This is a genomic window from Streptomyces sp. NPDC031049 (assembly GCF_055571015.1).
In genome coordinates, this window is record NZ_JBVIGC010000036.1 from 1 (window position 1) to 15,730 (window position 15,730).

A 15,730-nucleotide genomic window follows, 5' to 3' on the forward strand; every position below is an offset into this window, starting at 1 on the left:
CTCTTCCACCGGGTCAATCAGCAGGACTTCGACGCCTGCGAGCGCACCCAGCCCGGGATGAGCTCCCGTACCTACGCCAAGGGCGGGGTGCTGGTACCGAGCGAGCACCACATCGGCGAGTTCCACACCTGGGTGAACGAACGCCTGGGCACCTCTCGGGGGTGACTCACCCCAGGTAGCCCATCCGGTGGCTGATCTCGTCGGCGCCCTTGATCAGCTCGGGCGCCAGCTCGTGCATACGCTCCTCGGTCAGCCGGTACCCGGGACCGGAGGCACTGAGCGCCGCGATGACCTTGCCGTCCCGGTTGCGCACCGGTGCCGCCATGGCGTGCAGGCCGATCTCCATCTCCTCCAGGGTGAGGGAGTAGCCACGCTCCCGTACCTCGGCGAGGTTCTTCTCGAGCTTCGTCTTCGCGGTGAGGGTGCGCGGCGTGACCTTCTTCAGGCCGGCCTCGGCCAGCAGCGTCGCGCGCTCCTTGGCGGGCAGGTGGGCCAGCAGCACCTTGCCGCTGGACGTGGCGTGCAGCGGAGTCAGCTGACCGACCCAGTTGTGCGCCGTGATCGCGCCGGGGCCACGCACCTGGTACAGGTTGATCGCGTAGTGCTCCTGAAGGACGGCGATGTTGACGGTCTCGCCGAGCTCCTCCGCCAGACGCTCGCAGATGGGCCTGCCCTGCTGGGTGATGTCGATGCGGTCGGTCACCGCGCCGGCCAGGCGGACGATGCCGAAGCCCAGTCTGTACTTGCCGCGCTCACCGGCCTGCTCCACCAGGCCGCGCGCCTCCAGAGCGCCGAGCAGCCGGAAGGCCGTGGACTTGTGCACGTCGATCTCGGCGGCGACCTCGCTGACGCCCGCCTCGCCACGCTGAGCGAGGATCTCCAGCACGCTGATGGCGCGGTCCACCGACTGCACACCGCCGGTGGGCGGGTTGGTCGCTTCCGTGTCGGGGTTGTAGTTGCTCATAGTGAAACTATACGTGAGGTAAACAACGCAGCCGCAGGTGGACAAGGCCACCCGGAAGCCTGAACCGATCGGCGCCGGGCGCGGCGGCACAGGGCGCCGGTCGGCACCTGCCCTCCGGGCGGAGGGCGAAACACGCCCGGCGGGCCCTGCGTGCCTTCATGCGCTCACCCCCGGGCGTCGCTGTGCCCGGCCGCGTCCCGGAATGCCTCTCGGCCGGTGTCCCGGCCCTCGTCTCCGGCCCGTTCCCCGCTCCGTGTTCCGGCCCCCGGCCCGCTGGTTTTCCGGTGTCTCCGGGCCCTTGACACCCACCTGCACGGAAGGCACATTGAGTTGCGCAGATTGAATCAAGTTGCGTCCACAGCAACCAAACAAGGCTCGACTGGTTTCACAATCGGAGGTGCGGCGATGGCGGGACCGCGTGTGGTCATCATCGGAGCGGGCGTTGTCGGCGCGGCTCTCGCGGACGAGGTCTCCGAGCGGGGCTGGACCGACGTGACGGTGGTCGACCAGGGGCCGCTCCCGGCCACCGGGGGCTCGACCTCGCACGCCCCCGGCCTGGTCTTCCAGACGAACTCCTCGAAGACCATGACGGAGATGGCCCGCTACACCGTCGAGAAGTTCTGCTCCCTCGAGGTCGACGGAAAGCCCTGCTTCCTCCAGGTCGGCGGTCTGGAGGTGGCGACCTGCCCCGAGCGCGTCGCGGAGCTCCAGCGGCGCCACGGCTGGCTCACCTCATGGGGCATCGAGTCCCGGCTGCTCGACTCCGAGGAGTGCGTCGCGCACCACCCGCTGGTGAACCCGGACCGGGTCCTGGCCGGCCTGCTCGTCCCGACGGACGGCCTCGCGAAGGCCGTCCTCGCCGTGGAGGCGCAGATCCGGCGGGCCACCGACCGTGGAGTGCGCTTCCTCGCCCGCCACGAGGTCCTGGACGTGCGGCACAGCGAGGGCCGGGTGACCGGCGTCCTCACCGACCACGGCGAACTGCCCGCCGACATCGTCGTGTGCTGCGCCGGCATCTGGGGCCCGAAGATCGCCCGCATGGCTGGCATGAACCTGCCGCTCACTCCGCTCGCCCACCAGCTGGCGTGGACGGGCTCCGTCCCGGCGCTGGCCGGGCAGACCGAGGAGGCGGTCCGCCCGATCCTGCGTCACCAGGACGCCGACCTCTACTACCGCGACCGTTACGACGGCCTGGGCATCGGCTACTACGGCCACCGCCCGATGCCGGTCTCCGCCGACGACATCCTCTCCGTGGACGAGGCGGACGAGATGCCGTCGGTGCTGAAGTTCACCGAGGAGGACTTCGCCGAGGCCTGGACCGAGACCCAGTCCCTGCTGCCCGCCACGCGGGACGCGAAGGTCGAGGAGGGCATCAACGGCCTGTTCTCCTTCACCACCGACGGCCTGCCCCTGCTCGGCGAGTCCCCCGACGTCAAGGGGTTCTGGGTCGCGGAGGCCGTGTGGGTCACCCACTCCGCGGGCGTGGGGCGGGCCATGGCCGAATGGCTGGTCGACGGCCACTGCTCCTCCTTCGACCTGCACGAGTGCGACGTCAACCGATTCGAGCCGCACCAGCTCGCGCCCGAGTACGTACTGGCCCGTGACTGCCGCAACTTCGCCGAGGTGTACGACATCCTCCACCCCCTCCAGCCGGCGGAGGACCTGCGCCCCCTGCGCACCAGCCCCTTCTACGCCCGCCAGCGGGAGCACGGCGCGTTCTTCCTGGAGGCCAACGGCTGGGAGCGGCCCCAGTGGTACGAGGCCAACGCCGCCTTGGCCGAGGGACGTGACGTCGTCACCCCCAACGACTGGGCCGCGCGCTACTGGTCCCCCATCGTCGGTGCCGAAGCCCAGGCCACCCGCGAGACCGTGGCGATGTACGACATGACGGCCCTGAAGCGGCTCGAGGTGAGCGGCCCCGGCGCCGCCGCCCTCCTGGAACGGCTGTGCACCGGCAAGGTGGACAAGTCCGTCGGCTCGGTCACCTACACGCTGCTGCTGAACCACGACGGAGGTGTCCGCAGCGACATCACGGTCGCCCGCCTGGCCCCGGACCTCTTCCAGGTCGGCGCCAACGGCAACCTCGACCTCGACTGGTTCGCCCGTCACCTGCCCGCCGACGGCACCGTCCAGGTCCGCGACATCACCGCGGGCACGTGCTGCATCGGCCTGTGGGGGCCGCTGGCCCGCGAGGTACTCCAGCCGCTCACGGACGCGGACTTCACCAACAGCGGCCTGAAGTACTTCCGGGCCAAACGCGCCTACGTCGGCAGCGTCCCGGTGACGGCGATGCGCCTGTCCTACGTCGGCGAACTCGGCTGGGAGCTGTACACCACCGCCGAGCAGGGCCTCAAACTCTGGGACACCCTGTGGGCGGCGGCCCGCCCGCTCGGCGGCATCGTGGCCGGCCGCGGCGCCTTCAACAGCCTCCGCCTGGAGAAGGGCTACCGCTCCTTCGGCACCGACATGACCTATGAGCACGACCCCTACGAGGCCGGCATCGGCTTCGCCGTCAAGCTCGACAAGGCCGATTTCGTCGGCAAGGCCGCGCTGGAACGCCGCAAGGCCGACGTACGACGCAGGCTGACCTGCCTCACCATCGACGACCCGCGGTCGGTCGTCATGGGGAAGGAACCGGTGTACGACGGCGACCGGCCGATCGGCTACGTCACCAGCGCCGCCTACGGACACACCGTCGGCAAGGGCATCGCCTACGCCTGGCTCCCCGCCGAACTCACCGTCCCCGGCACCCCCGTGCGGATCGGCTACTTCGACCAGCGCGTCGAGGCCGTGGTCGCCGAGGAGCCCCTGTTCGACCCCACCATGTCCCGCCTCCGTGGCTGACACCCCGCGCCCCGTCCTAGGGAAGGAACACCGCCGGTGAACGCACAGCTGCTCGACGGCAAGGCGACCGCTGCCGACATCCGCCGCGAACTCGCGGAACGCGTGGCCAAGCTGACGGCCACGACCGGACTCCCGCCGGGCCTCGGCACGGTCCTGGTCGGCGACGATCCCGGCAGCCGTGCCTACGTCGCCGGCAAGCACCGCGACTGCGCCCAGGCGGGGATCGCCTCCATCCGCCGGGAGCTGCCCGCCGACGCCTCCCAGCAGCAGGTCGAGGAAACGATCGACGAGCTCAACGCCGACCCGGCCTGCACCGGCTACATCGTTCAGCTGCCGTTGCCCCGCCACCTGGACGCCAACGCCGTGCTGGAGCGCATGGACCCGGCCAAGGACGCCGACGGCCTGCACCCCGTCAACCTCGGCCGGCTCGTCCTGGGTGTCGAGGCACCGCTGCCGTGCACCCCGCGCGGCATCGTGGAACTGCTCCGCCGTCACGACGTACCGCTCGCCGGAGCGCGCGTCTGCGTGATCGGCCGGGGCATCACGGTGGGCCGCCCCATCGGACTGCTCCTCACCCGCCGCTCCGAGAACGCCACCGTCACCCTCTGCCACACCGGCACCAAGGGCCTGGCCTGGCACGTCCGTGAGGCGGACATCGTCGTCGCGGCCGCCGGCTCACCGGGACTGGTCACCCAGGACATGCTGCGCCCCGGCGCCGCGGTCCTGGACGTCGGCATCACCCGCACCGACCAGGGCCTGGTCGGCGACATCCACCCGGACGCCGCCCAGGTCGCCGGCTGGATCGCCCCCATGCCGGGCGGCGTGGGGCCCATGACCCGGGCGATGTTGCTCGCCAACGTCGTCGAGGCCGCCGAGAGGAACGCCACCGCCGTATGAACGCGCACATCCCCGAGTACCCGCAGCATCCGCACCTTTCAGAAGACGGAGACGTCCGATGAGCCCCCGCACCCCCGGCGCCGACCTCCCCGACCACCCCGACTTCCTGTGGCGGAATCCCGACCCCCGGCGGTCGTACGACGTGGTGATCGTCGGCGGCGGCGGGCACGGCCTGGCCACCGCGCACTACCTCGCCAGGAACCACGGCATCACCGACGTCGCCGTGCTGGAGAAGGGCTGGCTCGCGGGCGGCAACATGGCCCGCAACACCACGATCATCCGCTCCAACTATCTCTGGGACGAGAGCGCCGGCATCTACGAGCACGCGCTCAAGCTGTGGGAGGGCCTTGGGGAGGAGCTGGACTACCCGATCCTGTTCTCCCAGCGAGGTGTGCTGAACCTGGCCCACAGCCTCCAGGACGTCCGCGACAGCGTGCGCCGCGTCGAGGCGAACCGGCTGAACGGGGTGGACGCGGAGTGGCTCGACGCGGACGGCGTGAAGGACGTCTGCCCGATCGTCAACATCTCGCAGGACGTGCGCTACCCGGTCCTGGGCGCCACCTACCAGCCCCGTGCCGGCATCGCCAAGCACGACTACGTCGCCTGGGGCCTGGCCCGCTCGGCCGACGCGGCGGGCATCGACATCATCCAGAACTGCGAGGTCACCGGCCTCGACGTGGTCGGCGACCGCGTGGTGGGCGTCCAGACGAACCTCGGCCCCATCGCAGCCGGCAAGGTGGCGCTCTGCGCGGCGGGCCACACCTCGGTCCTCGCCGCCATGGCGGGTATCGAACTCCCCCTCCAGAGCCACCCGCTGCAGGCGCTGGTCTCGGAACTCCTGGAGCCGGTCCACCCCACGGTCGTCATGTCCAACGCCGTCCACGTGTACGTCAGCCAGGCGCACAAGGGCGAGCTGGTGATGGGCGCGGGCATCGACGCGTACACCGCGTACACGCAGCGCGGCGCCTTCCACGTCATCGAGGACCAGATGTCGGCGGCCCTGGAGCTGTTCCCGGTCTTCGCCCGCGCCCACGTACTGCGCACCTGGGGCGGCATCGTCGACGTCACCCCCGACGCCTCGCCGATCGTCGGGCTCAGCCCCGTCGACAACCTCTACCTGAACTGCGGCTGGGGCACCGGCGGCTTCAAGGCCACCCCGGGTGTCGGCTCGGTCTACGCCCACACCATCGCCCACGACACGCCGCACGCCCTCAACGCCCCCTTCTCGCTCGACCGTTTCACCACCGGCGCGCTCGTGGACGAGCACGGCGCGGCCGCGGTGGCCCACTAGGACCACTGGAATCTGGGAGCCGATCCATGCTGCTCATCCCCTGCCCGTGGTGCGGGCCCCGCGACGAGGCCGAGTTCCACTACGGCGGTCAGGCCCACGTGCCCTACCCGGAAGACCCGGCGTCCCTCTCCGACGAGGACTGGGCCCGCTACCTGTTCTTCCGCGACAACCCCAAGGGCCCCTTCGCCGAGCGCTGGAGCCACACGGCGGGCTGCCGCCGCTGGTTCAACGCGGTGCGGGACACGTCGACGAACGAGATCCTGACGGTGTACCGGTCGGGCGAGGAACGCCCTGCGACGATGGAGCCGAGGCAGGCTGTCCCAGCCTGTCCGGCGCTTGAGGACGAGGCCGTTCAGGCCGAAGCGGGCCCCGGGGGCGCAGCCCCCAGCGGGGCCGAAGAGGCGGAGCCCCTTCAGGACGGGACGGGTAGGGGCGGCGGGGGCGGGACACAGCCGTTCCGCCACCCCACCCGCGGCCGCATCGACCGCGACACCCCCCTCACCTTCACCTTCGACGGCACCGCATACCAGGGCTACAGGGGCGACACCCTCGCCTCCGCGCTCCTCGCCAACGGCGTCATCCAGACCGGCACCAGCATCAAGCTCGGCCGTCCCCGAGGCATCTTCTCCGCCGGTGTCGAAGAGCCCAACGCGGTCATCCAGATCGAGGAGCCCTTCCCGGAGCCGATGCTCCCCGCCACGACCGTCGAGCTGTACGACGGCCTGGTCGCGAGCAGCCTCCCCGGCCAGGGCCGCCTCGCCACCGAACCGGACCCGGCCCGCTACGACGCCGTACACGCCCACTGCGACCTTCTGGTCGTCGGTGCCGGCCCGGCCGGTCTCGCGGCAGCGGCGGCGGCAGCGACGAGCGGTGCCCGCGTCATCCTCGCCGACGACCAGCCGGAACCGGGCGGCAGCCTGCTCGGCACGGGCGAGCACCTCGACTGGGTCCGGGAGACGAGCGAGCTGCTCGACGCCGCCCCCGAGGCCCGCGTCCTGCCCCGCACCACCGTCTTCGGCTACTACGACGACAACCACCTGCTCGCCGTCGAGCGCCGCACCAACCACCTCGGCGCCGACGCCCCTGAGCACGTCTCCCGCGAACGCGTCTGGCGCATCCGCGCGCGCCGGGTGGTCCTGGCCACCGGCGCCCACGAGCGCTCGCTGGCCTTCCCGGACAACGACCGCCCCGGCGTGATGCTGGCCTCCTCGGCCCGCACGTACCTCAACCGCCACGGGGTTCTGCCGGGTCGCCACGCGGTGGTCTTCACCACCAACGACAGTGCGTACGCGGCGGCGCTCGACCTGGCCTCGGCCGGGCTCGCCGTGGAGGCGATCGTCGACACCCGTCCCGACGCGGGGGAGTGGGCCGAACGCGCGCGGGCGGCCGGCATCGAGGTGCTGACCGGGCACGCCGTCACCGGCACGGAAGGAGGCGCACGTCTCACCGCCGTGACCGTCGCACCGTACGGAGAGCCGACGGGCCGACGTCGGCTCGCCGCCGACCTGCTGCTGGTCTCCGGTGGCTGGAACCCGGTGGCCCACCTGTTCAGCCAGGCCGGCGGGAAACTGCGTCACGACGAGAAGCTGGGCTCCTTCGTCCCCGACACCTGCCGTCAGGCGGTCGAGGTCGCGGGCAGCGCGAGCGGTGTCCTCGACCCGGCCGCGGTCCTGGCCCAGGGCGCGTCCGCCGGTGCCCGGGCGGTCGAGGCCGCGGGCCACCCGACCCGGGCGACCCGCCTGCCGCACGTGACCGGTCAGCCCCGTCTCACGCCCCCGATGCACGTGTACGTCGTCCCCGGCGCGGACGGCGGCCCTCGTTTCGTCGACCTCCAGCGTGACGTCACCGTGGAGGACCTGGCCCGGGCGACCGGTGCCGGCCTGCGGTCGGTGGAGCACACCAAGCGCTACACCACGGCGGGGACCGCCAACGACCAGGGCAAGACCTCGGGCGTGCTGGCCAGTGGCGTCGTCGCCGAACTGCTCGGCGTGGACGTCTCGGCGCTCGGCACGACCACGTTCCGTCCGCCGTACGCGCCCGTCTCCTTCGCCGCACTCGCCGGCCGCGACCGGGGCGCGCTGAGCGACCCGGTCCGCACGACCGCCCTCCACGCGTGGCATGTCGCGCACGGCGCCCTGTTCGAGAACGTCGGCCAGTGGAAGCGCCCCTGGTACTACCCGCAGGACGGCGAGGACATGGAAGCCGCCGTGCTGCGCGAGTGCGCCGCCACCCGTGAGAGCGTCGGCTTCATGGACGCCTCCACCCTCGGCAAGATCGACGTCCAGGGCCCGGACGCCGGCGTCTTCCTCGACCGGCTCTACACCAACATGATGAGCACACTGAAGGCCGGCATGATCCGCTACGGCGTCATGTGCCGCCCGGACGGCATGGTCTTCGACGACGGCACGGTCATCCGCCTGGCATCCGACCGCTTCCTGGTCACCACGACGACGGGCAACGCCGCCGCCGTACTGGACTGGATGGAGGAGTGGCTCCAGACCGAGTGGCCCGAGCTGAAGGTCCACTGCACCTCCGTGACCGAGCAGTGGGCCACGGTCGCCCTGGTCGGTCCCAGGTCCCGCGAGGTCCTGGCCTCGCTCGCGCCGCAACTCGCCGTCGCCAACGACGACTTCCCGTTCATGGCCTGGCGGGAGACGACCGTCGCGGGCATCGAGGCCCGCATCTGCCGGATCAGCTTCTCCGGCGAACTCGCCTACGAGATCAACGTGTCGCCGTGGCAGGCCCTCACCCTGTGGGAGGCGGTGTACGAGGCCGGGCAGCCGTACGGCATCACCCCGTACGGCACCGAGACCATGCACGTCCTGCGCGCCGAGAAGGGCTACCCGATCGTCGGCCAGGACACCGACGGCACCGTCACCCCGCAGGACCTCGGCATGAGCTGGGTGGTGTCGAAGAAGAAGCCGGACTTCATCGGCAAGCGGTCCTTCGCCCGCGCCGACACCTCCCGCCCCGACCGCAAGCACCTGGTCGGCCTGCTCCCCGAGGACCCGGGGACCTTCCTCCCGGAGGGGACTCATCTGATCGCCGAGGGTGTGCTGCCGGCCCCGCCCGTCCCGATGCTGGGCCATGTCACCTCCAGCTACCGCAGTGCCGCCCTCGGCCGGACGTTCGCGCTCGCTCTGATCAAGGGCGGCCGGGACCGCATCGGCGAGCGGCTGTACGCCCCCGTGGGCGACCAGCTGGTCCCGGTGACCGTCGCCAGCCCCGTCCTCTACGACCCCGAGGGAGCCCGCCGCGATGGCTGAGACCGCCCTGTCCGCTCCGCTCCGCAGCCCGCTGTCGCAGGCCGCGGACCGCCTGGCCGCCGCGACCCGCACGTCCGGGGGCGCGATCCGGCTGGCCGAACTGCCCTTCCTGGCCCAGCTCGACGTGCGTCTCGACGCCAAGGGAGCGGCGGCGGAGGCCGTCGGACTCGCCCTGGGCCTGCCGCTGCCGCTCCAGCCGAACACCGTCGTCCGCGTGGGGGAACTGACCGCGCTGTGGCTGGGCCCGGACGAGTGGCTGCTGGTGGGCCCGCCGGGGAGCGAGCGGGACCTGGAGAGCCGCATCCGTCAGGCCGCCGGGGACGAGTTCGTCTCCGTGATCGACGTCTCCGCGCAGCGCACCACGCTCCTGGTCTCGGGCCCGCGCGCCCGTGACCTGCTGGCCCACGGCTGCCCGCTGGACCTGCACCCGCGGGCCTTCGGCGCCGGGCGCTGCGCTCAGACGACGCTGGGCCGCGCACAGGTCGTCCTGGTCGCCCGGGACGATCCGAGGGCCGGGTTCTGGGTGCTGGTGCGCTCGACGTTCGCCGGCTATCTGGCGGACTGGTTGCTCGATGCGGCGACGGAACACGTCTGACGCCATGCGCCTGCCGGAACCTGCCCGAGCGGTGCGGCGGGGCGCGCCCGTCCTGACCCGGGGGAGCCCCCGTCGAGGGGCTCCCCCGGGGCCTTGCGCGGAATCTGATCGACGTACGTTCGAAAGCTGGACTCCTGTGACCCTCACGGCTCACGCCATCACCCCTCCCCGCCCGGGCACACCGGGACGTCATCCGCACGGTCTGCCACGTCCCGGCCGAACACTGGTCATGGGCGTCGTGAACGTCACCCCCGACTCGTTCTCCGACGGCGGGCGGTCGTTCGCCACGGACGCGGCCGTCGCCCATGGGCTCGCGCTGCTCCAGGAAGGCGCGGACATCGTCGACGTGGGTGGCGAGTCCACCCGCCCCGGCGCGGCACGCCCGACGGCCGAGGAGGAATTGCGACGAGTCCTGCCCGTCGTCCGGGACCTCGCGGCGGCGGGCGCGGTCGTGAGCGTCGACACCATGCGGGCCGAGGTCGCCGCCCGCGCCCTGGAAGCGGGCGCGCGGCTGGTCAACGACGTCTCCGGCGGTCTCGCCGACCCGGCGATGCTGCCGCTGATGGCCCGGACGGGCCTGCCGTACGTGCTGATGCATTGGCGCGGGCATTCCGCCGGCATGCAGGCGAACGCCGTGTACGAAGACGTCGTCACCGAGGTGCTCGACGAGCTGCGGCTGAGGATCGACGCGGCGCTGCGGGCGGGGATACGGCCGGACCGCCTGGTCGTCGATCCCGGGCTGGGCTTCGCCAAGACGCCCGAGCACAACTGGGAGCTGCTGGGCCGCCTCGGGGACGTCATGGGGCTGGGACATCCGGTCCTTCTGGGTGCGTCACGCAAGTCGTTCCTGGGCAGCCTGCTGGCGGACCGGACGACGGGAGAACCTCGGCCCGCGCGGCTGCGGGACACCGCCACCGCCGCCGTGTCCGTACTCGCCGCGGCGCAGGGCGTCTGGTGCCTGCGCGTGCACGACGTGGCCTCGACGTCCGACGCGGTCCGGGTGACGGCTCGCTGGGGCGTCGAGGCCATGCCGGCGCGGTCGCCGCTGAGCTGAGCGCCTCGCAACGCAGCCGGGCCGGGCGCCTCGGAAGGCAGCCGGGCCTGGCGCTCCGGAAGGCATCAGCCCGGACAGCCCATGCGGTGGCTGATCTCCCGCGCGCCGTCGATCAGCGCCGGAGCCAGCTCGTGCATGCGTTCCTCGGTGAAGCGGTAGGCGGGGCCGGATGCGCTGAGCGCGGCGACGACCTCGCCGTCGCGGGAGCGGATCGGGGCCGCCAGGGCGTGCAGACCGATCTCCAGCTCCTCCAGCGTCACCGCGTACCCGCGCTCACGGGCTTCGGCGAGGTTCTTCTCGAGCTTCGTCCTGGCCGTCAGGGTGTGCGGGGTCAGCTTCGCCATCCCGGACGCGGCGAGCACACCGGCGCGCTGCTCGGCCGGCAGATGGGCCAGCAGTATCTTGCCGCTCGACGTGGCGTGGACCGGGGTGATCTGGCCGACCCAGTTCTGGGTGCCGACCGCGCCCGGGCCGCGTACCTGGTACAGGTTGACGGCGTAGTGCTCCTGGAGGACGGCGATGTTGACGGTCTCTCCGATCTCCTCGCTGAGCCGCCCGCACACCGGGCGGCCCTGCTGGGTGATGTCGAGGCGGCCGGTGACCGCGCCGGCCAGGCGCACGATGCCGAAGCCCAGCCGGTACTTGCCCCGCTCCGCTGTCTGCTCGACCAGGCCACGCGCCTCCAGGGCGCCGAGCAGACGGAACGCGGTCGACTTGTGGACGTCGATCTCGGCGGCCACCTCGCTGACGCCCGCCTCGCCGCGCTGGGCGAGGACCTCCAGAACACTGACGGCGCGATCGACGGACTGCACACCGTTCATCGCAGGACCACTGTTTCAGTATGTGCGATGTAGTTGCTCATAGCGCAACTATAGGAGGGATTCCCACGGCCGCCAAGAGGGCGCAGGCCCCATGGCGCTCTCCGCCCCTCAGCGGAAGACCACGGTGCAGTTCCCGTTCACCAGCACCCGGCTCCGGCTGTGCCACTCGACGGCGCGGGCGAGCACCTGGGCCTCCACGTCGCGGCCCAGTGCGACCAGTTCGTCGGGGGCGCGGGAGTGGTCCACGCGGACGACGTCCTGCTCGATGATCGGGCCCTCGTCGAGGTCGGGCGTGACGTAGTGTGCCGTGGCGCCGACGAGCTTCACGCCGCGCGCGTGGGCCTGTGCGTACGGGCGGGCGCCCTTGAAGCTCGGCAGGAACGAGTGGTGGATGTTGATGGCCTTGCCGTCGAGCTGCTTGCACAGGTCGTCGGAGAGGATCTGCATGTAGCGGGCCAGCACCACCAGGTCGACGTCCAGATCGCGCACCAGCTCCAGCAGCCGGGCCTCGGCCTGGGCCTTGGTCTCCTTGGTCACCGGGATGTGGTGGAAGGGGATGCCGTAGCTCTGCGCCAGCGGCTCGAAGTCCCGGTGGTTGGAGACGATCGCCGGGATCTCGATGGTGAGCGCACCCGTGGAGGCGCGGAACAGCAGGTCGTTGAGGCAGTGGCCGAACTTCGACACCATGATCAGCGTGCGCGTCGGGGTCGACGCGTCGTGCAGCTGCCAGGTGATGCCGTAGGCCTGGCCGACCGGGCCGAAGCCGGTGCGCAGGTCCTCCAGTGAGATGCCGGGGTCCGAGACGGCGAAGTGCACCCGCATGAAGAAGCGGCCCTGCAACCGGTCGTCGAACTGCTGGCTCTCCAGGATGTTCCCCGAGTGGCTCACGAGAAAGGTGGTCACTGCGTGGACGAGGCCGGCCTGGTCCGGGCAGGAAAGGGTGAGGATGAACTCACGGCCGGGCTGCGGTCGAGGAGACATGCCTTCCTCCGTCGGTCGGTGGTGCGCAGTACGCAACACAGTGAGCTATGCGCAACATCATGCGGGCCGGGTGAAGTGCCGTCAAGGGTGCGGGGGTGCCTGTGCGGCGAGGTGTTTGCCGCCCCGTCGCCGTGCGGGCGCCGGAGCGCCGCCCCGGGCTGGGGGTGCACGTGTCCGGGATGGCGACTTCGCGCGGCCGACCCCTTGACAGAGAGTGTTCGTGGGGAGACAGTTTGGTCGGTCGTTGCTTATAGCGATGGAAGTTGCGTATAGCGCAACATCAGGGCAGGCCGGACATCCCGAGGATCGTGCTCGGCCGCCCCCCTTGACGAGGAGATCGACCGTGACACACGAGGTACGCGCCGTGATCGCCCGCCACAAGGGCGCACCGGTCTCGGTGGAGACGATCCTGGTGCCGGACCCCGGCCCCGGTGAGGCGCTGGTGCGGGTGCAGTCCTGCGGTGTCTGCCACACCGACCTGCACTACCGGGAGGGCGCGATCGGCGACGAGTTCCCCTTCCTGCTCGGCCACGAGGCGGCCGGTGTCGTCGAGTCGGTCGGCGAGGGCGTCACGGCCGTGGAGCCCGGTGACTTCGTCGTCCTCAACTGGCGTGCCGTCTGCGGCAGGTGCCGGGCCTGCGGCAAGGGCAAGCCGTGGTACTGCTTCGACACCCACAACGCCGCCCAGCCGATGACCCTCGCCGACGGCACCCCGCTCTGCCCTGCCCTGGGCATCGGCGCCTTCGCCGAGAAGACCCTGGTCTCCGCGGGCCAGTGCACCAAGGTCGACCCGGCCGCATCGCCCGCCGCGGCCGGCCTGCTCGGCTGCGGGGTGATGGCCGGCTTCGGCGCCGCCGTCCACACCGGCGGCGTGGGCCGCGGTGACGCGATCGCGGTGATCGGCTGCGGCGGCGTGGGCATGGCCGCGATCGCGGGCGCCAAGGTGGCCGGTGCCGGCCGCATCATCGCCGTGGACGTCGACGAGCGGAAGCTGCGGTGGGCCGAGCGGTTCGGCGCGACCGACACGGTCGACTCCTCCCGGACCGACGCCGTCGCGGCGATCCGCGGCCTCACCGGCGGCTTCGGCGCCGACGTCGTCGTGGACGCGGTCGGCCGCCCCGAGACCTTCACACAGGCCTTCTACGCTCGCGACCTGGCCGGCACCGCCGTCCTGGTCGGCGTCCCCACCCCGGACCTCACCCTCGACCTGCCCCTGCTCGATGTCTTCGGCCGCGGCGGGGCGCTGAAGTCCTCCTGGTACGGCGACTGCCTGCCCGCCCGGGACTTCCCCGCCCTGATCGACCTCTACCTCCAGGGCCGCTTCGACCTGGGCGACTTCGTCACCGAGACGATCGCACTGGACGCGCTGGAGACCGCGTTCACCAAGATGCGCCACGGCGACGTCCTGCGCTCGGTGGTGGTGCTGTGAGCGTCCGCGTCGAACGCCTCGTCACCTCCAGCGTCGCCACCGCCGCCGAGCACCGGCGGCACCACACCCTCATCGGCACGATTCCCAGGAGATGGACACATGGCCACTTCGTACGACGTGATCGTGGTCGGCCTTGGCGGGATGGGCAGCGCGGCCGCATATCAACTCGCCGCCCGCGGCCGGCGCGTACTGGGCATCGAGCGCTTCGGCCCCGCTCACAACCTCGGCTCCAGTCACGGCGGCTCGCGCATCTACCGGCAGGCCTACTTCGAGGACCCGGCCTACGTGCCCCTGCTGCTGCGTGCCCGCGAACTGTGGGAGAAGCTCGCCGCCGACTCCGGCCGCGAGGTCTTCACCGAGACCGGCGGCCTGGTGATCGGCCGCGAGCACAGCGACGCCTTCGCCCGCACCCTGAGCAGCGCCCACCAGTGGGGCCTGGACCACGAGGTCCTCGGCGCCGACGACATCCGGCGCCGCTTCCCCACCTTCCGCCCGGCCGACGAGGACGTCGCCTTCTACGAGCGCGGGGCCGGTATCGCCCGTCCCGAGGCGACCGTCACGGCCCACCTCGACCTGGCCCGCGCGCACGGCGCGGACCTGCACTTCGCGGAGATGGTCCTCGGCTGGGAGGCCGACGGGCCGGGCGGCAAGGCCTGGGTGGTCACCGATCGCGGTTGCTACACCGCCGAACGGCTGGTCATCGCCCCGGGGGCCTGGGCCCCGAAGCTGCTGTCCGACCTCGGTGTGCGCGTGACGGTGGAGCGCCAGGTCATGTACTGGTTCCAACCCGAGGGCGGCATCAGCCCGTTCCGTGCCGAACGGCACCCGGTCTACATCTGGGAGGACCCGGACGGCACCCAGATCTACGGCTTCCCCGCACTCGACGGACCCGACGGCGGGGCCAAGGTCGCCTTCTTCCGCAAGGGCGTGCCCAGTGACCCCGACCGGCTCGACCGCCGGATCCACCCGGACGAGATCGCGGCCATGGCCGACTACCTGCGCCCGCGCATCCCCGCCCTGCCCGGCCGCTTCCTCAAGGGCGCGGCCTGCATGTACGCCAACACGCCGGACGAGCACTTCGTCCTCGCCCGGCATCCCGAGTCTCCGCAGGTGATCGTGGCCTGCGGCTTCTCCGGCCACGGGTTCAAGTTCGTGCCCGTCGTCGGCGAGATCCTCGCCGACCTGGCCACCGTCGGCACCACCGACCATCCCATCGCCCTGTTCGATCCCCGCCGTGTGCGCGTCTGACACTCCCGAAGGTGACGAGATGACCGTGACGAACCTGCCGCCCAGCCTGATCCCCACGCTCCCCGGTGAGTACTACACCGACCCCGCGGTGTTCGCCCGGGAGCAGGAGCGGGTGTTCGAGGCCATGTGGTTCTGTGTGGCCCGCGCCGCCGACCTGGACAAGCCCGGCGCGTTCCGCACGTACCAGGTGGGCCGCGAGAGTGTGCTGGTCTCCCGCTCGCGGGACGGCTCCATCAAGGGCTTCCTCAACGTCTGCCGGCACCGGGGGGCCAAGCTGTGCACCGAGGAGTCCGGCGAGGTGAAGCGGGCCTTCCAGTGCCCGTACCACGCCTGGACGTAC

Annotated in this window: 13 protein-coding genes; 10 read left to right on the forward strand and 3 right to left on the reverse strand. The window is 71.6% G+C overall.

Annotation, left to right across the window (positions count from 1 at the left end):
- The coding region (locus ACZ45Q_RS33690) for an SRPBCC family protein (RefSeq protein WP_468268936.1) at nt 1-165 on the forward strand (165 nt) is incomplete at its 5' end.
- Nucleotide 166: 1 nt separating this feature from the next.
- On the opposite strand, the gene ACZ45Q_RS33695 is transcribed toward ACZ45Q_RS33690, so the two are convergent.
- Nucleotides 167-964, reverse strand: coding sequence for an IclR family transcriptional regulator (locus ACZ45Q_RS33695; protein WP_468268901.1), 798 nt, complete (start codon nt 962-964; stop codon nt 167-169).
- 405 nt (nt 965-1,369) lie between these two features.
- Here ACZ45Q_RS33695 and ACZ45Q_RS33700 point away from each other — a divergent pair, with 405 nt between their 5' ends.
- From ACZ45Q_RS33700 to folP, 6 genes are all read left to right on the forward strand, one after another.
- Nucleotides 1,370-3,808 (forward strand): GcvT family protein, encoded by a 2,439-nt coding sequence (locus ACZ45Q_RS33700; RefSeq protein ID WP_468268904.1) that lies wholly within the window; start codon nt 1,370-1,372, stop codon nt 3,806-3,808.
- 36 nt (nt 3,809-3,844) lie between these two features.
- Complete coding sequence (locus ACZ45Q_RS33705) at nt 3,845-4,705, forward strand: bifunctional methylenetetrahydrofolate dehydrogenase/methenyltetrahydrofolate cyclohydrolase (protein ID WP_468268907.1); 861 nt, start codon at nt 3,845-3,847, stop codon at nt 4,703-4,705.
- Nucleotides 4,706-4,763: 58 nt separating this feature from the next.
- Nucleotides 4,764-5,996 carry a sarcosine oxidase subunit beta family protein gene (locus ACZ45Q_RS33710; protein WP_468268910.1) on the forward strand — a complete coding sequence of 411 codons (1,233 nt, stop codon included), beginning with the start codon at nt 4,764-4,766 and terminating at the stop codon, nt 5,994-5,996.
- Nucleotides 5,997-6,022: 26 nt separating this feature from the next.
- On the forward strand, nt 6,023-9,262 hold the full coding sequence (locus ACZ45Q_RS33715) for a sarcosine oxidase subunit alpha family protein (RefSeq protein WP_468268913.1): 3,240 nt from the start codon (nt 6,023-6,025) through the stop codon (nt 9,260-9,262).
- Entirely contained in the window at nt 9,255-9,857 is a 603-nt protein-coding gene (locus ACZ45Q_RS33720) for a sarcosine oxidase subunit gamma (protein WP_468268916.1), read from the forward strand. The genes ACZ45Q_RS33715 and ACZ45Q_RS33720 overlap by 8 nt, the downstream gene beginning before the upstream one ends.
- Before the next feature lie 229 nt (nt 9,858-10,086).
- Complete coding sequence (gene folP / locus ACZ45Q_RS33725; protein WP_468268919.1) at nt 10,087-10,911, forward strand: dihydropteroate synthase; 825 nt, start codon at nt 10,087-10,089, stop codon at nt 10,909-10,911.
- Nucleotides 10,912-10,976: 65 nt separating this feature from the next.
- On the opposite strand, the gene ACZ45Q_RS33730 is transcribed toward folP, so the two are convergent.
- Together ACZ45Q_RS33730 and purU are read right to left on the reverse strand one after the other, a co-directional pair.
- On the reverse strand, nt 10,977-11,723 hold the full coding sequence (locus tag ACZ45Q_RS33730) for an IclR family transcriptional regulator (protein WP_468268922.1): 747 nt from the start codon (nt 11,721-11,723) through the stop codon (nt 10,977-10,979).
- Nucleotides 11,724-11,840: 117 nt separating this feature from the next.
- Nucleotides 11,841-12,713 carry a formyltetrahydrofolate deformylase gene (gene purU, locus ACZ45Q_RS33735; protein WP_468268924.1) on the reverse strand — a complete coding sequence of 291 codons (873 nt, stop codon included), beginning with the start codon at nt 12,711-12,713 and terminating at the stop codon, nt 11,841-11,843.
- Between the two features lie 343 nt (nt 12,714-13,056).
- Here purU and ACZ45Q_RS33740 point away from each other — a divergent pair, with 343 nt between their 5' ends.
- The 3 genes from ACZ45Q_RS33740 to ACZ45Q_RS33750 form a co-directional block, all read left to right on the forward strand.
- Nucleotides 13,057-14,142 (forward strand): S-(hydroxymethyl)mycothiol dehydrogenase, encoded by a 1,086-nt coding sequence (locus tag ACZ45Q_RS33740; RefSeq protein WP_468268927.1) that lies wholly within the window; start codon nt 13,057-13,059, stop codon nt 14,140-14,142.
- A 99-nt stretch (nt 14,143-14,241) separates the two neighbouring features.
- The gene (gene solA, locus ACZ45Q_RS33745; protein ID WP_468268930.1) at nt 14,242-15,390 is read left to right on the forward strand and encodes an N-methyl-L-tryptophan oxidase; all 1,149 of its coding nucleotides are present in this window, start codon (nt 14,242-14,244) and stop codon (nt 15,388-15,390) included.
- A gap of 19 nt (nt 15,391-15,409) precedes the next feature.
- A partial coding sequence (locus ACZ45Q_RS33750; protein WP_468268933.1) for an aromatic ring-hydroxylating oxygenase subunit alpha occupies nt 15,410-15,730 on the forward strand: 321 nt, incomplete at its 3' end.